Annotated in this window: 19 protein-coding genes, 1 tRNA gene, 2 pseudogenes and 1 riboswitch; of the genes and pseudogenes, 8 read left to right on the top strand and 14 right to left on the bottom strand. The window is 65.0% G+C overall.

Translation table 11 applies throughout. The features are described 5' to 3' along the window. Window positions 1-242 precede the first annotated feature (242 nt). Both ACSKB9_RS27785 and ACSKB9_RS27780 read right to left on the bottom strand, forming a co-directional pair. The gene (locus ACSKB9_RS27785) at window positions 243-1,172 is read right to left on the bottom strand and encodes a dihydrodipicolinate synthase family protein (RefSeq protein ID WP_438077106.1); all 930 of its coding nucleotides are present in this window, start codon (window positions 1,170-1,172) and stop codon (window positions 243-245) included. 36 nt (window positions 1,173-1,208) lie between these two features. Beyond that, the gene (locus ACSKB9_RS27780; RefSeq protein WP_438077104.1) at window positions 1,209-2,375 is read right to left on the bottom strand and encodes an NADH:flavin oxidoreductase/NADH oxidase; all 1,167 of its coding nucleotides are present in this window, start codon (window positions 2,373-2,375) and stop codon (window positions 1,209-1,211) included. A 247-nt stretch (window positions 2,376-2,622) separates the two neighbouring features. Between ACSKB9_RS27780 and ACSKB9_RS27775 the strand changes: the two genes are divergently transcribed. Continuing rightward, on the top strand, window positions 2,623-3,642 hold the full coding sequence (locus tag ACSKB9_RS27775; protein ID WP_438077102.1) for an LLM class flavin-dependent oxidoreductase: 1,020 nt from the start codon (window positions 2,623-2,625) through the stop codon (window positions 3,640-3,642). Window positions 3,643-3,997: 355 nt separating this feature from the next. Here ACSKB9_RS27775 and ACSKB9_RS27770 read toward each other — a convergent pair whose 3' ends face one another. From ACSKB9_RS27770 to ACSKB9_RS27760, 3 genes are all read right to left on the bottom strand, one after another. Then, a complete protein-coding gene (locus ACSKB9_RS27770; protein ID WP_168857621.1) occupies window positions 3,998-4,171 on the bottom strand; it encodes a hypothetical protein in 174 nt (57 codons plus the stop codon). A 41-nt stretch (window positions 4,172-4,212) separates the two neighbouring features. Beyond that, window positions 4,213-4,464: a DUF3551 domain-containing protein gene (locus tag ACSKB9_RS27765; RefSeq protein WP_057016029.1), complete on the bottom strand. Its 252-nt coding sequence runs from the start codon at window positions 4,462-4,464 to the stop codon at window positions 4,213-4,215. 70 nt (window positions 4,465-4,534) lie between these two features. Beyond that, a tRNA-Gly gene (locus tag ACSKB9_RS27760) sits at window positions 4,535-4,608 on the bottom strand. Window positions 4,609-5,030: 422 nt separating this feature from the next. Here ACSKB9_RS27760 and ACSKB9_RS27755 point away from each other — a divergent pair. Both ACSKB9_RS27755 and ACSKB9_RS27750 read left to right on the top strand, forming a co-directional pair. Further along, window positions 5,031-6,230: an ImmA/IrrE family metallo-endopeptidase gene (locus ACSKB9_RS27755; RefSeq protein WP_438077100.1), complete on the top strand. Its 1,200-nt coding sequence runs from the start codon at window positions 5,031-5,033 to the stop codon at window positions 6,228-6,230. Between the two features lie 6 nt (window positions 6,231-6,236). Beyond that, a complete protein-coding gene (locus tag ACSKB9_RS27750; protein ID WP_438077098.1) occupies window positions 6,237-6,710 on the top strand; it encodes a DUF4411 family protein in 474 nt (157 codons plus the stop codon). 199 nt (window positions 6,711-6,909) lie between these two features. Here ACSKB9_RS27750 and ACSKB9_RS27745 read toward each other — a convergent pair whose 3' ends face one another. Continuing rightward, window positions 6,910-8,457, bottom strand: a complete 1,548-nt coding sequence (locus ACSKB9_RS27745; protein ID WP_438077096.1) for a 4-amino-4-deoxy-L-arabinose transferase — start codon at window positions 8,455-8,457, stop codon at window positions 6,910-6,912. Between the two features lie 159 nt (window positions 8,458-8,616). Here ACSKB9_RS27745 and ACSKB9_RS27740 point away from each other — a divergent pair, with 159 nt between their 5' ends. The 4 genes from ACSKB9_RS27740 to ACSKB9_RS27725 all read left to right on the top strand — a co-directional run bounded on the left by ACSKB9_RS27740 (window position 8,617) and on the right by ACSKB9_RS27725 (window position 11,006). Continuing rightward, on the top strand, window positions 8,617-9,195 hold the full coding sequence (locus ACSKB9_RS27740; protein ID WP_253604845.1) for a methylated-DNA--[protein]-cysteine S-methyltransferase: 579 nt from the start codon (window positions 8,617-8,619) through the stop codon (window positions 9,193-9,195). Between the two features lie 9 nt (window positions 9,196-9,204). After that, window positions 9,205-10,044 (top strand): helix-turn-helix transcriptional regulator, encoded by an 840-nt coding sequence (locus ACSKB9_RS27735; RefSeq protein WP_168857619.1) that lies wholly within the window; start codon window positions 9,205-9,207, stop codon window positions 10,042-10,044. A 56-nt stretch (window positions 10,045-10,100) separates the two neighbouring features. Continuing rightward, complete coding sequence (locus ACSKB9_RS27730) at window positions 10,101-10,460, top strand: VOC family protein (protein ID WP_168857618.1); 360 nt, start codon at window positions 10,101-10,103, stop codon at window positions 10,458-10,460. 129 nt (window positions 10,461-10,589) lie between these two features. After that, on the top strand, window positions 10,590-11,006 hold the full coding sequence (locus tag ACSKB9_RS27725; protein WP_076832454.1) for an SRPBCC family protein: 417 nt from the start codon (window positions 10,590-10,592) through the stop codon (window positions 11,004-11,006). A gap of 181 nt (window positions 11,007-11,187) precedes the next feature. On the opposite strand, the gene ACSKB9_RS27720 is transcribed toward ACSKB9_RS27725, so the two are convergent. From ACSKB9_RS27720 to ACSKB9_RS27710, 3 genes and pseudogenes are all read right to left on the bottom strand, one after another. Further along, window positions 11,188-12,630 carry an MATE family efflux transporter gene (locus ACSKB9_RS27720; protein ID WP_438077093.1) on the bottom strand — a complete coding sequence of 481 codons (1,443 nt, stop codon included), beginning with the start codon at window positions 12,628-12,630 and terminating at the stop codon, window positions 11,188-11,190. Window positions 12,631-12,759: 129 nt separating this feature from the next. Then, complete coding sequence (locus ACSKB9_RS27715) at window positions 12,760-13,809, bottom strand: hypothetical protein (RefSeq protein WP_438077092.1); 1,050 nt, start codon at window positions 13,807-13,809, stop codon at window positions 12,760-12,762. Window positions 13,810-13,972: 163 nt separating this feature from the next. Then, a pseudogene (locus ACSKB9_RS27710) lies at window positions 13,973-15,030 on the bottom strand (2'-deoxycytidine 5'-triphosphate deaminase). 182 nt (window positions 15,031-15,212) lie between these two features. Beyond that, window positions 15,213-15,292: riboswitch (SAM riboswitch) on the top strand. Between the two features lie 75 nt (window positions 15,293-15,367). Here ACSKB9_RS27710 and ACSKB9_RS27705 point away from each other — a divergent pair. Further along, a complete protein-coding gene (locus tag ACSKB9_RS27705) occupies window positions 15,368-16,561 on the top strand; it encodes an O-succinylhomoserine sulfhydrylase (protein WP_438077090.1) in 1,194 nt (397 codons plus the stop codon). A 51-nt stretch (window positions 16,562-16,612) separates the two neighbouring features. Here the strand turns inward: ACSKB9_RS27705 and ACSKB9_RS27700 are convergent, their stop codons facing one another. The 5 genes and pseudogenes from ACSKB9_RS27700 to pimA form a co-directional block, all read right to left on the bottom strand. Beyond that, window positions 16,613-17,386 (bottom strand): SDR family NAD(P)-dependent oxidoreductase, encoded by a 774-nt coding sequence (locus ACSKB9_RS27700; RefSeq protein WP_438077088.1) that lies wholly within the window; start codon window positions 17,384-17,386, stop codon window positions 16,613-16,615. Window positions 17,387-17,525: 139 nt separating this feature from the next. Further along, a complete protein-coding gene (pimD, locus tag ACSKB9_RS27695) occupies window positions 17,526-18,671 on the bottom strand; it encodes a pimeloyl-CoA dehydrogenase small subunit (RefSeq protein WP_438077086.1) in 1,146 nt (381 codons plus the stop codon). Between the two features lie 185 nt (window positions 18,672-18,856). Beyond that, entirely contained in the window at window positions 18,857-20,047 is a 1,191-nt protein-coding gene (gene pimC, locus ACSKB9_RS27690; protein WP_438077084.1) for a pimeloyl-CoA dehydrogenase large subunit, read from the bottom strand. Window positions 20,048-20,222: 175 nt separating this feature from the next. Further along, a complete protein-coding gene (locus ACSKB9_RS27685) occupies window positions 20,223-21,410 on the bottom strand; it encodes an acetyl-CoA C-acyltransferase (protein ID WP_438077082.1) in 1,188 nt (395 codons plus the stop codon). Next, a pseudogene (gene pimA, locus ACSKB9_RS27680) lies at window positions 21,407-23,111 on the bottom strand (dicarboxylate--CoA ligase PimA). The gene ACSKB9_RS27685 and the pseudogene pimA overlap by 4 nt, the downstream one beginning before the upstream one ends. Between the last annotated feature and the right edge of the window lie 90 nt (window positions 23,112-23,201).

Below are 23,201 nucleotides of genomic sequence, written 5' to 3'. Positions count from 1 at the left end.
CGCCGAACCAAGCTCACTGCAGCGAACTCAAGCAGGGTCGATGATCGCGTACTCCACCCAAGGTGGTGATCAGGCACGAGGATTTCAAGAGCGGCAGCGGCGGCATCATGCTTCGACAAGGTTTCGCCCGAGCCCTTCAGCCAAGCCCGCCACACCGGCTCCGCTCGCCAGATCAACGTCCATGCGCGCCGGCGATCGAGAGAGCGTCCTGAAGGCCCGGACGCGCCTGACCAGGCGTCCTCTCATCGTCCCCAGCGCAGCACAACCGGATCGAGTGTCCGCGCGATCTCGATCAGCCCCGCGCGCGTCGCGGGATGCAGCGGTTGCAGCGGGTGGCGCACTGCATCGGACTTGATGACGCCGCCCTCGCGCATCAGCACCTTGCAGGCCTGCAGCCCGCATTGGCGGTTCTCGTAATTGATCAGCGGCAGCCAGCGCGCATAGGCCCCGACCGCCTCGTCGCGCCGGCCGGCGAAGAACGGATCCATGATCTGGCGGATGCCGTCGGGATAGCCGCCGCCGGTCATCGCGCCGGTGGCGCCGGCATCGAGATCGGCCATCAGCGTGATCGCCTCCTCGCCGTCCCACGGCCCCTCGATCTCGGCGCCGCCCTTCTCGATCAGGCCGCGCAACTTGTTTGCCGCCATCGGCACCTCGATCTTGAAGTATCTGATATTGGCGAGCTCCTTTGCCATCCGCGCCAGGAAATCCACCGAGAGCGGTGTACCCGCCACCGGCGCGTCCTGGATCATGATCGGGATGTTGATGGCATCCGACACGACCCGATAAAACTCGTAGATGCCCGGCTCGCCGACGCGGAAGGTGGCGCCGTGATAGGGCGGCATGATCATCACCATCGCAGCTCCGGCGGCTTCCGCCTCGCGGCTGCGCGCGGCGCAGACTGCCGAGGAGAAATGCGTCGTGGTGACAATGACGGGAATGCGGCCAGCGACGTGCTCGAGCACCGTATGCATCACGGTCTCGCGCTCGGCGTCGGTCAGCACGAACTGCTCGGAGAAATTGGCGAGGATGCAGATGCCGTGGGAGCCGGCGTCGATCATGAAGTCGACGCAGCGCCGTTGTCCTTCGAGGTCGAGATTGCCGTTGGCGTCGAAGATGGTCGGCGCCACGGGGAAGACGCCGCGATAGGGGCGCTTTGCGACTGATGTCATGATAACGACCTCCCAGGGTGTTGTCGGATTTTCTTGTCAGCTGTTGCGGAACGGCAGCGGCGGGCCATCGAGCCGGCGCAAGCCGGGCTCGCGGCGCTCCAGCCACCAACCATACTGCTTCGGCCAGGACGCGAACACCTCGCCGCCTCCACCGCCAAGCGCAAGCTCGGCATGCAGCGGCCAGTTCGGATCGAACAGCGCCTCACGGCCGATCGCGACCAGGTCGGCCTGGCCTTTGGCCAGGACGTCTTCGGCCTGCTGCGGATGCAGGATGAGGCCGACCGCGATGGTCGCAATGTCGGCGGCGCGGCGGATCTCATCGGCATAGGGCACCTGAAAGCCGTAGCCACGCGGAATCCGCGCCGCGGTCGCCGAACCGAGCAGGCCGCCCGACGAGCAATCGATCAAATCGGCACCGCGCGCCCTGGCTTCGCGAGCGAACGCGACCTGGTCCTCGAGCGTCAGGCCGCCGTCGATACCGTCGACCGAGGAAATCCGCACCGACAGCGGCCGCTCCGCCGGCCAGGCCGCGCGCACGGTCTCGATGATCTCGAGCGGATAGCGCATCCGCCCGGCGCGGTCGCCGCCATAGGCATCGGTGCGGCGGTTCGACAATGGCGAGAGGAATTCATGCAGCAGATAGCCATGCGCGCAATGCACCTCGACGAATTCGAAGCCCGCCTCGACCGCGCGCAAGGTGGCGCGCCGCCATTGCTCGCGCAGCGCGGCGAGTTCGGCAGCGTCGAGCGCGTGCGGCATCAACCAGCCGTCTTCCATCGGGATCGCGCTCGGCGCCACCGTCCGCCACGGCAAATCGCCGCGAGCGCGGTCGGCCTCATCGAGGGCGGCATTGCCGTACCAGGGACGCTGCATGCTGGCCTTGCGGCCGGCATGCGCGAGCTGGATCGAGGGCACTGCGCCATTGTCCTTGAGGAAGGCGGCGATCCGTTCGAGCGGCGCGATCTGCTCGTCGTTCCAGATGCCGACGTCGCCATGAGTGATGCGGCCCTCGGCGACAACCGCTGCAGCCTCGACCATCACGAGCCCGGCGCCGCCCTGGGCGAACTTGCCGAGATGCACGAGATGCCAGTCATTGGCGAGACCGTCGGTCGCCGAATACTGGCACATCGGCGAGATCAGGATGCGGTTTCGGGAGGTCACGCCGCGAAGCGTGATCGGCTGAAACAGAAGTGGCTGCGACATCGGGACCTGCGGGACGGTGTTGGCGGGAGAAATCGTGGCGGAAAGCTAGGCGGCGCGCCCCGGGATCGCAAGTCATGCCGCGGCGCAGGCGGCCAGACCTGCACGCATGCAGCACTTGCGCAACGGCCCGATCTGCAAAACCCGCAACATTTGCCGCAGAAAAATCTCCCGGCTGGCAAACACTTTCGGTCATCCCCGGGTCACGTCACGGATCGCAATTCGTCGCGGACATCCCTACATTGCCGGCATGAAGAAAATCGGATTCCTTTCGTTCGGGCACTGGACGCCCTCGCCGCAGTCGCAGGCCCGCTCGGCCGCGGATGTGCTGCTGCAATCCATCGACCTTGCGGTCGCGGCCGAAGAGCTCGGCGCGGACGGTGCGTATTTTCGCGTCCATCACTTCGCTCGCCAGCTGGCCTCGCCGTTCCCGCTGCTGGCGGCCGTCGGCGCCAGGACCAGCCGGATCGAAATCGGCACCGCCGTGATCGACATGCGCTACGAAAATCCGCTCTACATGATCGAGGACGCCGGCGCGGCCGACCTGATCGCGAGGGGACGCCTGCAACTCGGCATCAGCCGCGGCTCACCCGAGCAGGTGATCGATGGCTGGCGCTATTTCGGCTATCAGCCGGGCGAGGGCGAAACCGACGCCGACATGGGCCGGCGTCATGCCGAGATCTTCCTCGACATGCTGCGCGGCCAGGGATTTGCGCAGCCCAATCCACGGCCGATGTTTCCCAATCCTCCCGGCCTGCTTCGGCTCGAACCACTCTCGGAAGGCCTGCGCGAGCGCATCTGGTGGGGCGCCGGCTCGAACGCCACCGCGGTGTGGGCGGCGAAGCTCGGAATGAACCTGCAGAGCTCGACGCTGAAGAACGACGAGACCGGAGAGGCTTTCCACATCCAGCAGGCCGCCCAGATCCGGGCCTATCGTGCCGCATGGAAGGAAGCCGGGCACACGCGCGAGCCGCGGGTCTCGGTGAGCCGGAGCATCTTCGCGCTGGTCGACGATCGCGACCGCGCCTATTTCGGCAACGGGCAGGAGGAAGACCAGATCGGCTTCATCGACGAGCGGACGCGCGCGATCTTCGGCCGCGGCTACGCCGCCGAGCCGGACAGGCTGATCGAGCAGCTCAGGACGGATGAGGCGATCGCGGAGGCCGATACCCTGCTTCTGACCGTCCCCAACCAGCTCGGCGTCGACTACAACGCGCATGTGATCGAGACGATCTTGACCCAGATCGCGCCCGCTTTGGGCTGGCGCTGAATCCATCGCGCAACGTCAGCGATACTCGCCCGGCGCGCAGCCTCGTCACATCGAGCACGACCGGGACAAGGACCCGCGCCGGCCGTCTTCTAGGGGGGCTGTTGAGAGGGAACGGCCGGGCGCGGGCTTGAACCGACCGTTCTCGCCGGAGGTCGGTCGGCTCTATTCGACCAATGCCGGAACCCGCGACATCGTTCCGGTGGAACTTCGTTCTCAAACGCGGAGAACTACGGAAACATAACTGCGCGTTGTGAGAAGAACAGGTCGAGTACGGTGCGTTAGGCGCGCACGTTGCGTGAACAGATCGCCGTAATATCCCGGGATAATAGCGAAGGCCGTCTGCGGATCCCCTGGGTCAGGAATCCCTGTCGCGATTGCGCCGGGTGAGATCGAGCCGATCGACGCGCTCGTCGATCCGCCGGTTCAGCTCCTCGTCTTCTCGCGTATTGCTGCCGCGACGGGCGCGAACCACCAATGCACAACATCCGAGCAAAACGATCGCGAAGAGCGCGTAGTACCACCATGCCATGCACTGATCTCAAATGACGCTCGCGACAACGGGCGGAAAGGTCATCGTTCAGGCCGGTAAGGACGCGCCGACCTTGGCGCATAATAGGGGTTCACCAGACAGGTCGCCGGCATGCCCACAGCGCTGGCCTGGCACTGATCCAGCGACGTGAAGATGCAGTCCATGCGTTCGCCGACCAACTCACCGTAAACATGCATGCAGACGGGATAGCGCGGATCATACATTTGCGCGGATGCCGGCCTCGTCATCCAAAGCGCGCCCAGCGCAAGCAGCAGCGCTCCAAGCAACCTCACGTCACGTCTCCTGCTGTCGCCAAATACATTGCCATGCCGACAAACTGTCCCGCGACATTTGCCTGAAGGCTGGAGCGGGCGAAGGGAATCGAACCCTCGTATGCAGCTTGGGAAGCTGCCGTTCTACCATTGAACTACGCCCGCAAATCAATGACTTAGCAAGAACTTGCCGGAGTTCGTGTTGCGCTTTGTGTTGCACCGTTCCGACCGCCGACTTATAGACCGCGCCGCCCGCGTTCGGCAAGGCATCTAGTGCCACATCCACTCGGACGCGCGCCGCGCGGCGCTCCGTGCAATCGACACTGACGCGAGCAGTGCGAACCGCCTACAAGAATAGACCCCGGCGCGTTTCGTACCTCTCAAATTTGGCCTCGATCGTTGCTGGTTGTGGTTCGGGATGGCCGCGCGTACCCTGATCAAATCTTACGCCGTCTCTTTTGCGCGGGGTCCCGCTTCGAGGCCGTAGGCGCGGGACAACCCCCATCCGGGGGCCGCCCCTCAGAAGCTTGTCGGTCTGTTAAAACGGTTTGTGATAGCGTCGATGCGCGCATACATAAGAACACGCCATGGCCCCGAGGACGAAAGCATCAAATAATCCGGCCCTGATCACTTGGGCACGCGAGACGGCCGGCTTCTCCGTTGCCGAGGCCGCCGCACGCTTGAACGTGTCCGAAGAGCAGCTATTGGCTTGGGAAGATGTCGGATCGGACGATTCGCCTTCAATCCCTCAACTGCGCAAAATCGCGGCGCTGTTCAAACGGCCGCTCGCGGCGTTCTTCTTGGCGGAGGCGCCCTCGGGCTTCGCTGTGATGCGCGATTTGCGCCGTCTGCCCGGCACGGGCATCCGACATTTTAGCCCAGCCCTTCAAATGGAAATCCGCGCCTCGAATGAGCGGCGCGAGCTTGCGTTGGAGTTGGCTTCCGATCTCGAAGAGGAGCCGACGCAATTCGAGCTTTCGGCAAAAATCACTGACGACCCCGAAACAGTCGGCGCAAAAATTCGAATCGCGTTGGGCGTCACTGACGACCTGCAAGCCAAGTGGAAGGACGCGGACGGCCGCGCTGCGTTCACCGCGTGGCGAACGCGCATCGAAGAGGCCGGCGTTCTAGTTTTCCAAAGCACAACGTTCGCTTCGGAGGAAGCATCGGGCTTCGCGATATCGTCCGGTACGCTGCCTGTCATCGCAGTCAATCGGAAGGACCCGCTGACGCGTCGAACATTCAGCCTGTTGCACGAGTTCGCACATTTGATGGTGCGCATTAGCAGCGTGTCTGAACTCGAAACCGACGTGACGAGGCCTCCCGAGGATCAGCGGGTTGAAGTCTTCTGCAATCACGTCGCTGCCGCCGCGCTGATCCCGAAGGAAAATTTGCTGGCCCAGCCAACGGTTGTTGCGCATGGCGCGCGCTCCGTGGCGTGGAAGGATGGCGAGCTTGCCGATCTCGCTAGATTGTACGGTGCAAGCCGCGAAGCTCTATTGCGTCGTCTGCTTACGTTCGGGCGGACAACTCCCGAATTCTATTCATTGAAGCGTGCTCAATACAACGCCGAGTACGCCTTGCTCAAAAAGCGCCAAAAGGAAACTGCGACGGAAGTGAAGCGGAATATGCCGCAGGAGACGATTAGCACCATCGGCCGTCCGCTCGTGCGCATGTTGCTCGGAAATTATTATCAAGACCGTCTGTCACTGAGCGCGCTGTCTGGCTTTCTAAATCTGAAAGTCAAGCACATTCCCAAGCTGGAGCAAGCTGTGGGGATGAGGTAGTTCGCAATGGCGGTCAAGCCGATCTACAGCGTAGATAGCAGCGCACTCATTCACGCGTGGCGCAGAGCGTACCGGCCGCAGAATTTCGAATTCATTTGGAAGGGCTTCGACGGGCTCATTGACGAAGGACGATTGCGCGCGTCGATGGAAGTGTATCTAGAGCTTGAGAAGAAGGACGACGAGCTCTTCACTTGGTGCAAAGAACGAAAGGAGACGTTGTTCGTTGAACTGGACGAGACCGTTCAAGCCAGCGTCACCAAGATCATGAGGGACCATCCACGGCTTGTCGACACTGTTAAGGGCCGCTCCGCTGCCGACCCGTTCGTGATCGCGCTCGCCGAGACGGGCAAGCCTCAGATGATCGTCTTGACCGAGGAGAAGCCGGGCAAGGTTAGAATTCCCGACGTTTGCGACGCTCGGAACGTCAAGTGGAAGAACCTCGCGGACATGATCGAGGACGAAGACTGGAAATCGGGCTGAGCACGAGGGGCCGACGACTTCAACGCGGAACGAGCATCCAACGCCCGACCAAAGCTTTCGGCCCAAGACCGCACGTCCGTTGGCTGATCGACCTTTTGCGGAAGGCTTCCGAGTTCTAGAAGTGCATCGCGCCGGACCATAGCCCGGGCGGAGGCAGCGGATCAAGCGCGCATTGAAGCCGATCGCCGCATCGCCCCCGCTAATGGCCCATCCTCACGAGCACGTCATTGATGACAAAAGCCGCGGCGGCAGATGCGTCGCAGGTGCCGCTTCGTGCATAGATGCAGGCATCGGCGATGCCGACGCGGGCACAGCTTTGCCTTGAAAAATCCGCCGGCAGATCACCGGCTGCCGCGGGGCGCGCGAGGATGCGGTTGAAGGCCGGCCTGGTCGCCTGCAACAGCGGCGGCAGGATCAGCTCGGCGAGCGGATCGCCGGGCTCCAGCGCATAGAGCGGTACTGGGCCGACCAATCGCTCCCGCCCTGGCAACAGCTGGAAACGAACATTGTAAAGTGCGAGGCCGCACAGCTGCGGATCGCTGCGCAGTTCGGCGGCGAGCCGCGCCGCGCCGACACCGCGCGTCCAGTAGTCGCGCATCCCTTCGCTGGCGCCGGCGAGCGTCACCGAGAGCAAGGCCCAGCCGCCGGTGACGATCGGCAATGCCCAGCGGCGCCACCCGGGTTTTGCGCGCAGCCATTGCACCCAATCGGCCGATCCCAGCGCCGCGACGATGATGAACAGTGCCACCGACAGGAAGACGAAGCGGTATTCCTTGTGGGCGATCAAGCTGTGGAAGACGAGGTTGACCAACGCCACGGCCAGCAACAGCGGCGCATGGCGCGCGCCGCGCCAGATCGCGGCGAGCGGCAATACGATCGCCGCCGACCACACGATCAGGAAGTTGACGAGATAGGCCGAAGGGGGCGTCACGCCGAACTCGGTCGCGCGATCGTGCAGCAGGTTTTCCTTGATGTTGCCGATCAGCCAGGCGAACGGCACGGCGCCATGCGCAAGCTCGATCGCGGCGGTGAGCATAAGCGCGGCGAGACCGCCCGCGATCATAGGAATCAGGTCTCGCCAACGCATCCAGCAGGCGCCGAGCGCAAGCACGGCGATGGCCGGCGCGTACTGAAAGCGGCAGACAAAGGCGAAAGCGAGCAACGCGCCGCCGATCGCGAGACGCCGCGGCGACGGACGGCCGGTCACCAGCAGCGCCGCCGGCACGACCAGCGCCGTCGCCAACGGCTCGCCCAATGTGTGCGGCGAGAGCAGGATCAACTCGAACCAGACCGCAGCCGCGAACGCCGCCACGATGGCATGGGTTCGCGAGATCCGTGCACCGAAGAACCAGGCGCTGACCACGATCGACAGTGACGCAGATGCGGCGACCAGGCGCGGCACCAGGAAAGCGCCCTCGCCGCCCGGCGCAATCAAGCCGCCCACCGCGACCGGCCCGGCCAGCAATGTCGGCAGGAACCAGCCGCGAATGCCTTCGCGCCACTCCCACGTCAAAATGCCGTCATGGCCGAGCATCCGCCACGCCGGCTCGAGATACTGAAAGATCTCGTCCGGATACATCACGTTGGGCCAGAGCGCGGCCGCAAGGCGCAGGACCAATGCCAGCAACAGCAATGCGAACAGCGGATGAAGACGCCCGGTCGATGTCCCGGCCACGGCTGTGCTGCCGCGCGCCCCATCCGCGCCGGTGCTGGTCATCGTTCCGCCGATCGTACCGTGGAGCAGCATGCTGACGACCAGATAGCGGGCAAAGCCTTTAAGATGCGTGACTGATAAATTGGCGGGGTCACACAGAAGGGGCCGCGACATGGTTAGCTAAACGTCAAGATTCCGGATGCGCGCGCCGGCGACAATGTTAGGATCGCGCGCGTGGGGGCTGGTGGCGTCATGGCGGGGCGTGGGTATACCATTTTCGACACGGCGATCGGCCGATGCGGCATCGCGTGGGGCGAGCTCGGCGTGGCTGGCGTGCAGCTTCCCGAGCTGCGCGAGATCGAGACCCGCAAGCGGCTATTCAAGCTTTATCCTGACGCGCGCGAGATGCGGCCTCCCGAGGAGGTCGCTGTCGCGATCGAGGGCATCGCCGCGACCTTGCGCGGCGGCATTGGGGACCTTGCCGGCGTTGCGCTCGACATGAGCGGCATCCCGGCCTTCAACGCGCGCGTCTACCAGTTTGTCCGCACCATTCCCCGCGGCGAAACCCGGACCTATGACGAGGTGGCGAGCGCCTTGCGCGCGTCCGGCGCGGTCTATTCGGTGGCACAGGCGCTCGGCCGCAATCCCTTCATGGTCATGGTGCCCTGCCACCGCGTGCTCGAGGCGGGCAATTATGCCGACCGGATCTCGCCGAACGGCGGCAGCATCTCGAAACGGCGGCTGCTCTCGATCGAGGGCGCCCAGCCGACCACCAGCAAGACCCTTTTTGATGTGCTGCTGCCCGTTGCACGACTCCGGCCGCAAGCTTAAATCCGGGGTATGGTCCGAACCACGCTGCTGCAGCGCGATCGCATCACGGTGAACGAGTTCCGCTGCACGGCGGAACCCGGCGACAAGCCGTTCGCCGAGCAGTTCGCCTCCCACTCGGTGTCCTATGTGCGCAGCGGCAGCTTCGGCTGCCATTGCCGCGGCCGCTTCCATGAGCTGGTGGCAGGCTCGATCCTGGTCGGCCATCCCGGCGACGAATACACCTGCACGCACGACCACGTGGTCGGCGACGAATGCCTGTCGTTCTTCCTCGACCCGGTGCTGGTCGAGACCATCGGCGACCGCGCGGCGGTCTGGCAGGTCGGGTCGGTGCCGCCGCTGCCGGAACTGATGGTGATCGGCGAGCTCGCGCAAACGGCGGCAGCTGGCAACAGCGACGTCGGTCTCGACGAGATCGGCCACCTCCTCACCAGCCGCCTTGTCGAGCTGGTGTCCGACCGAAAGGCAAAGCCTCTCACCGCAGGCTTGCGCGATCGCCGCCGCGCCGTCGAGGCCGCGCTGTGGATCGACGCCAATTCACACCATCAGATCGACCTCGACGATACTGCGGAGCAGGTCGGCTTGAGCACCTTCCATTTCCTGCGGCTGTTTTCCGCCGTGCTCGGCGTGACCCCGCATCAATATCTCGTGCGCTCGCGGCTGCGCCATGCGGCGCGGCGGCTCGCGGATGACGACAGCCCGGTCACCGACATTGCCTATGACGTCGGCTTCGGCGACCTCTCCAATTTCGTGCGCAGCTTCCACCGCGCTGCGGGTGCCTCGCCGCTGAAGTTCCGCCGGGCCTCGCGCGGCGACCGCAAGATTTTCCAAGAACGTCTCGCGCTGCAATAGCTAGGCTACTCCAGTCCGCGCGTCTTTCGATGCGCTTAGCGACTGGAGATTTCCTCATGTACGACCATATCGGATTGCGCGTTGCCGACCTCGACGCCAGCGTGCGCTTCTACACCGCGGTGCTGGCGCCACTCGGCTTCGTGCTCTGCTCGCGCGACGACAGCGGCGCCGGCTTCGGCCCGAAGGGCGAGCCCGCGCTCTGGCTGCATCTGCACAAGGGCAAGACCCAGGGCGGCGCGCACGTTGCGTTCCGTGCCCCGAGCCACGACGCGATCAAGACATTCCATACCGAAGGCCTGAAAGCCGGCGGCAGGGACAACGGCGCGGCGGGCCATCGCAAGGATTACAGCCCGACCTATTACGCGGCGTTCCTGCTCGACCCCGACGGCAACAATGTCGAGGCGGTGTCAACCTAGCACACCACAGCTCCGCCGTCATTGCGAGCGGAGCGAAGCAATCCATCTTTCCGCCTGCTGCGGTGTGGATTGCTTCGTCGCTTCGCTCCTCGCAATGACGACACATCTGAAACCAACGAGGATTGAACGATGGCTTCCATTCACAAGGATATCCCGATCGACGCGCCGGCAGATCATGTCTGGGACGCGTTGCGCGATTTCGGCGCACTGCATACGCGGCTGGTGCCGGGCTTCGTGACTGACACGCAACTGGACGGCGACGTCCGCACCGTCAGCTTCTCCAACGGCACCGTGGCGCGCGAGACGCTGGTCGATTGCGACGACCAGCGAAAGCGGCTGGTCTATGCGATCAGCAGCGAGCGGTTGAAGCAGCATTCCGCCTCGGTGCAGGTGTTCGCCGAGGGCGACACGCGCTGCCGCGTGGTGTGGATCGCCGACGTGCTGCCGCACGAGGTCGCGCCATACATGGACGCGCAGATGGATCTCGGCGCGGCGGCGATGCAAGCCGCGATGGCCAAATCGGCCAGGGAGAAGAGCGCGGCGTGATCCGCTAGGTCATGCGACTGGCCGCGCATTTCGAACTATGACCGTCACCCTGAGGAGGTCGCGAAGCGACCGTCTCGAAGGGCGACAGCCCCGCTGTTTCTACGAGCGCACGCCGAAACACCTGGGCCGTCGATCCTTCGAGACGCCGCTTCGCGGCTCCTCAGGATGACGGGTTTAATATCTACGACAGCGCCGGCTGCGCCTCGGCGACCGGTGCCGACTTGCTCCAGCGCGTCAGGATCACGCTGAGGCAGGACAGCACGCCGAGCACGCCCATCGAGGCGGCGGCGAGTGCGAAGAAGTTCTGCGCGCTCGCCTCGTGCGTCGACAGCCACCAGCCGCCGGCGCCGATGAAGATCAGCCGCGCGGTCTGCGCCAGCACCGGACCCAGCACCTTCGCGGCACCCTGCGAGGAGAAATACATCGACATCGCAAGGCCGATGAACGCGTACATCGGCGCGGCGGTCGAGAGATATTGATGGCTGGTCGCCCGCACGTGTGGATCGTTGGTGAACAGATTGACCCAGAGGTCGGGGAAAACGGCGATGAAGCTGCCGACCACGCCGACCGCAAGGAACGACACCGTGCCCGCGGTCCAGGCGATGCGCCGGGCCCGCGCGACGCGCTCGGCGCCGACCGCCATGCCGATCATCGGCACCGAGGCGATGCCGACCGCGAAGGCGACCGAGGTCAGCATGAATTCGAGCCGCGCGCCGATGCCGTAGCCGGCGAGCACCGCGGTGCCGAACTGCGCCAGCATGTGGGTGAAGATCGAGATCGTCAGAACCGATTGCAGCGGCGAGAAGCAGGACACTGCGCCGACCTTGAGGATGTCGATGAACATCGCCCACTGCACGCGCAGCCCCTTGAGTTTCGGCTTCACGCGGGCGCGGCCCGAGAACAGATACCAGCCCATCACGCTGATGCTGATCGAATAGGCGATCAGCGACCCCGCGGCGACGCCGCGCATGCCGAATTGCGGCACCGGCCCGAGGCCGAGCCCGAGCGTGCCGCCGAGAATGATCTGCCACACCGCCGAGGACAGGATCATGGTCGACGGGAGCTTCATGTTGCCGGTGCCGCGCAGGATGCCGGCCATGGTGTTCATCAGCCAGGGCAGGATCGCGCCGCCGAAGAACACCTGCGAATAGGCGATCGCCTGCGCCAGCACATTGCCCCGGCCGCCGAGCAGTTCGAGCAGGCGCGGGCCGAAGATCAGCATGCCCAGCATGAACGTCAAACCAAAGGTCAGGCCGATCAGCAGCGCATGCATCGCCAGCGTCGAGGCGCGCTCGATCTCGCCGGCGCCGAGCGCACGCGCGATCGCGGATGCGACGCCGCCGCCCATCGCGCCGCCGGACATCGTCATGGTCAGGATCACGCAGGGAAACACCAACGCCATCGCCGCGAGCGACTCGACGCCGAGCCGGCCGATATAGGAGGTCTCCGCGATCACCACGCAGGTGCCGGCCGAGAGCGCGATCACGTTCGGCCAGGCGAGCCACAGAAGCGTGCGCAGGATCGGCCCGTCGAGCAGCGCATTGCGCGCTGGCTTGGTCACCGGCGGCGGCAGCGGCCGCTCTTGTTCGTCGACAGGTATTTCGGCGAGGCCGAGATCGGACATTTCTACTCCCACGCGCGATCTGGGGAGCCGCGCCATGGTGTTTCCCTACCATGGCAGCAGCGGATTCCACGTGCGCGGGGCGCAAGGGGGGCCTGCGCGATTGCAGGTGAACCCGGATGAACCTTGGCGCTAGCCGATCGACCAGACGAACGGCGCGCCGGCGGTGCTGTTCGGCTTCAGATGCACCGGAATATGCCGCCCGCAGCCGGCGGCCAGCCCCTCGAACAGGCCGGTCAGCACGCTGGCGCAGGCCGGATGATAGTCGGCGACATCGGCCATCAGCTTCCAGCCCTGCTGGCGGAATTCGAACTGGCCCTCGGATTCGCTGACGTCAGCGATATCGTCCTGCGACTCGAAGAGAGTGCGCAGGAATGCGGCAAATTCCGTGGCACGGCCACGGCGGCCGCCGAGCGCCTGCGCGACCTCGTCGTAATACTGCATGCCGATCAGCTTGCCGGTGAGATGCAGCAGGTAGCTCGCATCCTCCGGGCCGAACACCTGCACGATGACCGGCGCGGCCGTCTTCACATATTCCATCGCGTAGTTGCGATAGGCCTTTTCCAGCCGCGGCTTCGGCCAGCTGTCGACCGGCAGCGCCGGCGCGGTGTTCGGATCGAATGGCGGCGCCTCGAGATGGCGCGCGAACACCAGGCGCTGGTCGAGCTCGAGCGGATGATCGTACTCGCAGTAATAGCCTTCGAGGCCGTCCTGGCCGTCGACACTCTGCTTGGTGCAGACGAAGCCGAGCCGCAAGTCCCCGAGCGCGACACCGTTGTTGGCGTGCCAGCCGCGCAGCATCGCGCGCGAGACCTCGCCGGGCACGCCGCAGATCGCCGTGCCCTTCCAGATCCAGCGCGGCGGCGGATAGCGGATCCAGGCCTTGCGGTCGGTCTCATACATGTATTCGACATGCACGCCGCCGATCCAGTTGGAGAGGTAATGATATTGCGCGGCCGCGACCGCCGGCGGCAGGCCGTCGAGGCCGAGCTTCTTCAAGCCGGGGAGAAAGCGTTCCTGCTGCTGGCGGCGAAACACGCGGAAGACGAACTCGGCGGCATCAGCCGTGCCGCGCCGCGTGACGACGGTGAGGATCAGGCCGGTGAAGAAGGCGTGATAGAGATCGGCGACACTGCGCCACTTCCGCCACTGCGTTTCGCGCGCGTCCTGCTCTCCGGTCATGTCTGCTCCCGCTGTTCTTGTTGGCGAGATAAAGCCTCGCGCGCGCAATCGTAGCCCGGATGGAGCGAAGCGCAATCCGGGGCAGCTCATTGCGCGTATGCAGCGTCCCGGATTTCGCTAGCGCTTCATCCGGGCTACGGAATTAAGCGCGCGCGAAACGGAATTACACGCGAAAATGCTTGGAGAGCTTCAGGCCCTGCGCCTGATAGTTCGAGCCGATGCGCTGGCCGTAGAGCGCATCGGGACGCTCCAGCATCCGCTCATAGACGAGACGGCCGACGATCTGGCCATGCTCGAGGATGAACGGCACCTCGCGCGAGCGCACCTCCAGCACGGCGCGCGCGCCCTTGCCGCCGGCGCCGGCATAGCCGAAACCAGGATCGAAGAAGCCGGCATAGTGGACGCGGAATTCGCCGACCAGCGGATCGAACGGCACCATCTCCGCAGCGTAGTCCGGCGGCACCTGCACCGCCTCTTTCGACGCCAGGATGTAGAACTCGCCGGGATCGAGAATGAGACTGCCGTCGGCCGGGCCTTGATCGGCTCCCAGAAGTCGTCGACGGCATAGCCGCCGCGGCGATCGACATCGACCACGCCGGTGTGGCGCTTGGCGCGGTACCCGACAAAGCCGCCCGAGCTCTCGCCGGAAAGATCGACGGAAAGCGCAACGCCATCGGAGAGATCGGCATCGTCGATATCGACCAGCCGCTCGGCGGCATGCAGCGCATCGAGCTCGTCGGCGGTCAACGTGGCCTCGCCGATCCGGAAGCGGACCTGGCTGAGCCGCGAACCCTCGCGCAGCAGCACGGGAAACGTCTTCGGGCTGATCTCGGCATAGAGCGGGCCGTGATAGCCGGCGCCGATCATGTCGAAGCGGCGGGTGCCGTCGGCGATCACACGGGTGAAGACGTCGAGCCGTCCGGTCGAGCTCTTCGGGTTGGCCGCGGCCACGATCTCCGGCGGCAGCGCCAGGCTCTCCAACAGCGGCACGATGTAGACGCAGTTGGTCTCCAGCACCGCGCCGTCGGACAGATCGATCTCGTGCAGCTTCAGCTCGTCGATCCGCTCGGCGACGGTGGCATCGGGTCCCGGCAGGAAGCTGGCACGGACCCGGTAGGCAATGTCACCGAGGCGCAGATCGAGGCTGGCCGGCTGGATCTGGCTCTCGACGAAGTCATAGGCGGGCAGAATGAGGCCGGCCTCCGCCATCTCCGCGATCATGCGGTCGGGCAGGATTCCGTTGGATTCATCTTCCAGCGTGAACGACACGATGCGGTCCCTCGGCGATCCCTCGAGATGGCCCAAAAATCATACTCCAGGCGGCCATCAAGCCCCAAAATATGGGCTTTTACGGGTTATCCGATGACCGTCTTGACGGAAAGGGCGCGAGGGAATATCAGCTGCACTTATCCCGTGGTGATTTGAGCCGGCCGGCTTGCAGCCACGTTAAATAAGTCGCTAAACAGGCCGGGGACAGTGTGATCCCGGCTTGTGGAGGTTGCTCTAGGCCGGTTTTTTGTGGCCATTCTCCAGGGGAAATGGCCACCTCGGAGGTCACATGTCTGAATCTGAAACCACGGCCCGCTTTCGTCCCGAAACCCGCCTCGTCCATGGCGGCACGCTGCGCTCGCAATTCGGGGAGACGTCGGAAGGGCTGTTTCTCACCCAGGGCTACGTCTACGACACCGCCGAGCAATGCGAGGCGCGCTTCAAGGGCCAGGACCCCGGCTTCATCTATTCGCGCTATTCCAACCCGACCATTGCGATGTTCGAGCGCCGCATGATCGAGCTCGAGGGCGCGGAAGCCGCGCGCTCGACCGCGACCGGCATGGCCGCGGTGACCACCGCGATCCTCGCCCCGCTGAAGGCCGGCGATCATGTGGTGGCCTCGAAGGCCCTGTTCGGCTCCTGCCTCTACGTGGTGCAGGACCTGTTGCCGCGCTACGGCATCGAGACGACGCTGGTGGACGGCCTCGACCTCGATCAATGGCAGCGCGCGTTGCGGCCGAACACCAAGACCTTCTTCCTGGAGAGCCCGACCAATCCGACGCTCGACGTGCTCGACATCGGTGCGATCGCCAGGATCGCGCATAGCGGCGGCGCCCGGCTGATCGTCGACAATGTGTTCGCGACGCCGATCTGGCAGAGCCCGCTGTCGCTCGGCGCCGACGTCGTGGTCTATTCCGCGACCAAGCATATCGACGGCCAGGGCCGCTGCCTCGGCGGCGTCATCCTGTCGTCGGAAGCCTTCATCGCCGAGCACATCCACAATTTCATGCGCCAGACCGGGCCGTCGCTGTCGCCGTTCAACGCTTGGGTGCTGCTGAAGGGGCTGGAGACGCTCGGCGTCCGCGTCCGTGCCCAGACCGAGAACGCGGCGAAGATCGCCGAGGCGCTGGCCAAGCATCCGAAGATCACGCGGCTGGTCTATCCGGGCCGCCCCGACCATCCGCAGGCCGAGACGGTGAAGAAGCAGATGGGCGCCGGCTCGACACTGGTCGGCTTCGAGGTGAAGGACGGCAAGGCTGGCGCCTTCCGCTGCCTCAACGCGCTGAAGATCTCGCGCATCTCCAACAATCTCGGCGACGCCAAGAGCCTCGTCACGCATCCCGCGACCACGACGCATCAGCGCCTGGCGCCGGAGGCCCGCGCCGAACTTGGTATCAGCGAAGGTTTCATTCGCTTCTCGGCCGGGCTCGAGCATCCCGACGACCTGATCGAGGATTTCGAGCGGGCGCTGGAGCAAGTCTGAAGCAACGCGTCGTGGCCGGGCTTGCCCGGCCACGACGGCTTCTCTTGAAGATTAAGTCGCAGCCGTCGTGACGCCGCCGTCGACCACGATGGTCTGGCCGGTCATGAAGGTCGACGCGTCGGAAGCGAGATAGGCCACAGCGCCTGCGATCTCGTCGGGCTCGCCGATGCGGCGGAGCGGCGTCGATGCGGTGCGGCGCTTCAGATTGTCCGGGTCCTCCCACAGCGCGCGGGCGAAATCGGTCTTCACCAGGCCCGGCGCCACGCAATTGACGCGCACGCCCTTCGGGCCCCACTCGCCGGCGAGGCTGCGGCACAGTGCGAAGTCGGCGGCCTTGGAGATGCCGTAGGCGCCGATCACCGTAGAACCCCGAAGTCCGCCGATCGAGGAGATGATCACGACCGAACCCTTGCCGCGTTCGGCCATCTGCGGGATCGCCAGCGCGGACAGCCAGATGTTGCTCTTGACGTTCGAGCCCATGATCTTGTCGAACGCCTCGTCGGTGATGTCGAGCAGCGGGCCGTAATACGGGTTCACCGCGGCGTTGCACACCAGGATGTCGATCTTGCCGTAATGCTTGATCGTCCCCGAGACCAGCGCCTCGACCTCGCTGCGGCGCGCGATGTTGCAGGGGATGACGAGCGCATCGCCGCCCGCGTTCTTGATGCCGTCGGCGACTTCCTGGCAGGCATCCGCCTTGCGCGAGGAGATCACGACCTTGGCGCCGAGTTTTGCCAGAAGCTCCGCCGAGGAGCGGCCGATGCCGCGGCTCGAGCCGGTGATGACCGCAACCTGGCCGGTGAGATCGAACGGGGTGTTTTTCAATTGACGTGCTCCCTTGTGTTCTTGTTCCCGTCATGGCCGGGCTTGTCCCGGCCATCCACGTCTTTTGTCCCGCCAAGACGTGGATGCCCGGGACAAGCCCGGGCATGACGATCTTGGTGCAGGTGCAGTCTCGCGTAACTTACGCCAACAGCCCGCCGCCCTCGCTGACGCGACGGAGGTGATAGTCGGTGTCGCCGAGGGTGTTCTCGATCATGGTCAGCCGCTTGAAGTAGTGGCCGATCTTGGCTTCCATGGTCATGCCGATGCCGCCGTGAAGCTGGATCGACTGCTGGCCGACGAACTTCAGGGACTTGCCGACCTGCACCTTGGCGGCGGCAACCGCCGACGCACGCTCCTTGGCATCATTAAAGTCCGACGCCATGGTGGCGAACGTTGACATGCTGCGGGCCTGCTCCAGCGCCACGAACATGTCGGCGGCGCGGTGCTGCAGGCTCTGGAACGAGCCGATCGCAACGCCGAACTGCTTGCGGGTCTTGATGTACTCGACCGTCTCCTTCAGCGATTCGTCCATCGCGCCGACGGCTTCCGCGCACAGCGCGGTGCGGGCTTCGTCGGCGACGCGCTCGATCAGGGGCAGGCCGTTCTCGGGATCGCCGATCGCGGCGTCAGCACCGATCTCGACATTGGTGAAGGTGATGTCGGCCGCGTGCAGGCCGTCCTGGGTCGGATAGCCCTTCCTGGTGACGCCCTTGGCATCCGCCGGAACCAGGAACACGCCGATGCCGGTCTTGTCGCGCTGACCGCCCTTGGTGCGCGCGGTCACGATCAAGGTGTCGGCGTTCTCGCCGTTGAGCACGACGAACTTCTCGCCGTCGATCACCCAGCCGGCGCCTTTCTTCTTCGCCGTGGTCACGACGTCGAACAGATCGTAGCGCGAGTTCTTCTCGAGCTGGGCGAAGCCGAAGGTCTTGCTGCCGTCGATGATGCCGGGAATGTGCTTGGCCTTCTGCTCGGCCGAGCCGCCATGGCGCAGGAAACCGCCGGCGACCACGACGGTGGCCAGATAAGGCTCGACCACCAGCGCCTTGCCGAGCGCTTCCATCACGATCATGGTCTCGACCGCGCCGGCGCCGAAGCCTCCGTCGGTCTCCGCGAAGGGCAGACCAAGCAGGCCCTGCTCGGCGAGCTTGCCCCAGAGCGCTTTGCTCCAGCCGCCCTTCTCCTTCATGTACTTCTTGCGCGCATCGAAGTCGTAGGCATCCGCCAGCAACCCGTCGACGCTTTCCTTGAGAAGCCGCTGCTCCTCGGACAGATCAAAATCCATGTTCGTTCCCTTAACTAACTGATCGTTGTTCAAGCCGGGGCCTCTTCACCTCGCCCCGCTTGCGGGGAGAGGTCGGATCGCGAAGCGATCCGGGTGAGGGGGTACAGGTCTCTCGGCAGTCGTTGCTCGGAGAGATGCCCCTCACCCCAACCCTCTCCCCGCGAAGAGCGGGGAGAGGGAGAGGATCAAAGCCCCAGCACCGCCTTGCTGATGATGTTGCGCTGGATCTCGTTGGAGCCGCCGTAGATCGAAACCTTGCGGTTGTTGAAGTAGCTCGGCGCGATCTGCGCGGTCCAATCCATGCTCTCGTTGGAGCCGGCATCGCCGTGCTCGTCATAGGGCGCGGCGAACGGACCGATGATCTCCATCAACAGCTCGGTGGTGGTCTGCTGGATCTCCGAGCCCTTGATCTTGAGCACCGAGGACGCCGGATTGGGCTTGCCCTTGCCGTGCTTGCCCTCGTCGGCGACGACGCGGAGCTGGGTGAGCTCGAGCGCCTTCAGCTCGATCTCGCAGGCCGTGAGCTTCTCGCGGAACGCCGGATCCTCGAGCACCGGACGGCCGCCGGCCTCGACCTTGGAGGCCAGCGCGCGGATGCGGCGCAGCCGCTCCTTCGAAACGCCGACCCGGGCGATGCCGGTGCGCTCATTGCCGAGCAGGAACTTGGCGTAATCCCAGCCCTTGTTCTCCTCGCCGATCAGGTTCTCGTAGGGCACCTCGACGTCGTCGAAGAACACCTCGTTGACCTCGTGGCCGCCGTCGATGGTCTGGATCGGACGCACGGTGACGCCCTTCGACTTCATGCTGAACACGATGAAGGAGATGCCCATCTGCTTTTTCGCGGCCGGATCGGTGCGGCAGAGGCAGAAGATCATGTCGGCGTGCTGGGCGAGCGTGGTCCAGGTCTTCTGGCCGTTGATGATCCACTTGTCGCCACGGCGCTCGGCCTTGGTCTTCAGCGACGCAAGGTCCGAACCCGAACCCGGCTCCGAGAAGCCCTGGCACCACCAGTCGTCGACATTGGCGATGCGCGGCAGGTATTCCTTCTTCTGCTTCTCGTTGCCGAAGGTGTAGATCACCGGGCCGACCATGCTGACGCCGAAGGCGAGCGGCTGCGGCGCGGGATAGGACTGCAGCTCCTCGTTGAAGATGTAGTGCTGCACGGTGCTCCAGCCGGTGCCGCCATATTCCTTCGGCCAGTGCGTGACACCCCAGCCCTTCTTGTTGAGGATGCGCCACCAGGTGACCATCTCGTCCTTCGACAGATGGCGGCCTTCCTGCAGCTTGCGCCGGGTCTCCGGCGGCACGTTGTTCTTGAAGAACTCCCGCACCTCCTCGCGAAACGCTATCTCTTCCTTGGTGAAAGCGAGATCCATCGGATCCTCCTTTTGAAATTCAACTTCCTCGTCACTCTCTACTGTCGTCCCTGCGAAAGCAGGGACCCATAACCACCGGCCGTCGCAACTGGCAAAGCCGGCTGCCACTCTGCCCCTTACGAGGGCCGCGGCGTATGGGTCCCGGCTCGCGCTTCGCTTGGCCGGGACGACATCGTTACTGCAGCACCTCGAACAGGCCGGCCGCGCCCATGCCGCCACCGACGCACATGGTGACGACGGCGTATTTGGCCTTGCGGCGGCGGCCCTCGATCAGCGCGTGGCCGGTGAGCCGCGCACCCGACATGCCATAGGGATGGCCGACCGAAATCGCGCCGCCATTGACGTTGATCTTCTCCGGATCGATGCCGAGCTTGTCGCGACAGTACAGCACCTGCACCGCGAAGGCCTCGTTGAGCTCCCAGAGATCGATGTCGTCGACCTTGAGGCCATGGCGCTTCAGCAGCCGCGGCACCGCGAACACCGGACCGATGCCCATCTCGTCCGGCTCGCAGCCGGCGGAGACGAAGCCGCGGAAGATGCCGAGCGGCTTCAGCCCGCGCCTGGCGGCTTCCTTGTCGCTCATGATCACGGAGGCGCTGGCGCCGTCCGAGAGCTGGCTGGCATTGCCGGCGGTGATGGTGAAACCCTCGCCGCGCACCGGCTTGAGGCTGGCAAGCCCTTCGGCCGTGGTCTCCGGCCGCGGACCTTCGTCCTGCGACAGCGTCACCTCTTTCATCGTGACGGCACCGGTCGCCTTGTCGGTGACCGCCTTCATGGTGGTGATCGGCGCGAGCTCTTCCTTGAACTTGCCGCCCTGCTGCGCGGCCGCGGTGCGGCGCTGGCTTTCCAGCCCATACTCGTCCTGCTTCTCGCGCGAGATGTTGTAGCGCTTGGCGACGATCTCGGCGGTGTCGATCATGGGCATGTAGACCTCGCCCTTGATCTTGAGCAGCGCCGGATCCTGGGCGTGGAAGGAATTCATCTTGTCGTTCTGCACCAGCGAGATCGATTCACCGCCGCCGCCGACCGCGATCTCGACGCCGTCGAAGATCACCGAGCGCGCGGCGAGCGCAATCGCCTGCAGGCCGGAGGCGCACTGACGGTCGATCGTGGTGCCGGCAACGGTCACCGGCAGCCCGGCGCGGAGCAGCGCCTTGCGCGCGATGTTGCCGCCGGTCGCTCCCTGCTGCATCGCCGCGCCCATCACCACGTCCTCGATCTCCTTCGGATCGACCTTGGCGCGCGCCACCGCTTCGCCGATCGCGTGCCCGAGCAAGGTCGCGCCCTCTGTGACGTTGAGCGCGCCGCGATAGGCCTTGCCGATCGGTGTGCGGGCGGTGGAGACGATAACGGCGTCGGTCATGAGCGGGATCCTGATGCGGTCTGTTGTTGCGTGGATTGAGGTGTCTCGGTTTGAGCAGTCTTGGGCTGCTGCTGGCGCAATTCGTGACGCGACAGCTTTCCGACCGGGGTGCGCGGCAGTTCGTCGACGAACTCGACCGCCGCCGGCAGTTCATGCTTGCCGACCTTGCCGCTGAGGAATGCGCGCAGCTCGTCGATCGAGAACGCCGGCTGCCCGTCGCGCAGCTTGATGAAGGCCTTTGCCGCCTCACCGCGGTAATCGTCGGGAATGCCGATCACGATCACCTCCTGCACGGCGGGATGGGTGTAGATCGCCTGCTCGATCATCTGCGGATAGACGTTGAAGCCGCCGGAGATGATCATGTCCTTCTTGCGGTCGACCAAATAGAAATAGCCGTCGGCGTCCATGTAGCCGATGTCGCCGGTGAGGAAGCGGTCGCCGACGAAGGCCTCGGCGGTCTCCGCCGGCCTGTTCCAGTCAGCCCTTGGTGACGTTCGGGCCCCGGATGCGGATCTCGCCGACCTCGCCGACCGGCATCACCCTGGTGGAATCCTCCAGCGACACGACGTCCATCTCGATGCCGGGCAGCATCAGCCCGATCGAGCCTGGTTTCTCCGGTCCCTCCTTGGGATGGCCAGTGCCGGGCGAGCAGGTCTCGGTCATGCCCCAACCGCTCTTCAGCTTCATGCCGACGCGGCGCTCGAAGATCTTCGCGACCTCCACCGGCAGCGGCGCGCCGCCGGAGCCGGCGACCACCAGCGAAGAGAGATCGCGCTTGTCGAGATCGGGCAGCGAGGCGATTGCGATCCACATCGTCGGCACGCCGGGAAACACCGTTGCGCGCTTGACCTCGATGTCGCGCATCACAGCCTCGACATCGAAGCGCTGGTGCAGCGAGATCAGATGGCCGCGCCGGATTACCGACAGCAGCACGACGGTCAGTGCGTAGATGTGAAACAGCGGCAGCACGCAGATCACGCGCTCGATCGCATTGCGTTCGAGCCGCCCGGGCTTGCCCCAGACGTCGTAGATCGACACCGCCGCGGTGAGATTGCCATGGCTGAGCATGGCGCCCTTGGGCAGGCCCGTGGTGCCGCCGGTATATTGCAGCAGCGCGACGTCCTCGACGTCGACCGCCGGCCATTGCGAGGGCCTGGTCGCGCCGTCGATGAACTGGCGGTGGGTGATGATCGCGGGGTTATCGGGCAGCGCGGTTTGCGGCGTGCCGACCTTGCCCCAATTGTCATCCTCGCAGACGATCAGACGATCGAGCAGACCCTTGGCGAGGAATTTCAGCGCGGTCGGCAACAGCGCCGACAAATTGCTTGTGACCAGCACCCGCGCGCAGGAATCGGACAGCTTGTGCGACAGCGCGATCTCGCCGTCGAGCGGCGACAGATGCACGACGCGGGTGCCGGCCTTCAGCGCGCCGAAGAAATTGATCGGATGGTCAGGCGAATTGCCGAGGAACAGCGCGACCGAGGTACCCTTGCCGTAGCCGGCCCGCATGAAGGCCGCAGCGGCGGTCTCGACCAGGGCCTCCAGCTCGGCGTAGCTGATCGGCCGGTCGCGGAATTCGAGCACCGGGCGCGCGCCGAACTCGGCGGCGGCGCTCGAGAGCAGGTCCGGCAGCGTGCCGCGCGTGATCTCGTCGCTCCACTGCACGCCCTTGGGATAATATTGTTCGCCGGGATAGGTCATGGATGCCTTCGCAGGGACTCTCGGAGGTCGTCATTCCGGGATGGCCCGAAGGGCCAGGCCCGGAATCGATCAATCCACTCGTTCGACGGC

Origin of the sequence: Bradyrhizobium sp. BR 1433 (assembly GCF_051547665.1) — a bacterium.
Classification (GTDB): domain Bacteria; phylum Pseudomonadota; class Alphaproteobacteria; order Rhizobiales; family Xanthobacteraceae; genus Bradyrhizobium; species Bradyrhizobium australafricanum.
The sequence above is the reverse complement of the archived record's forward strand: the minus strand, read 5'-3'. Positions and strand labels throughout refer to the sequence as shown.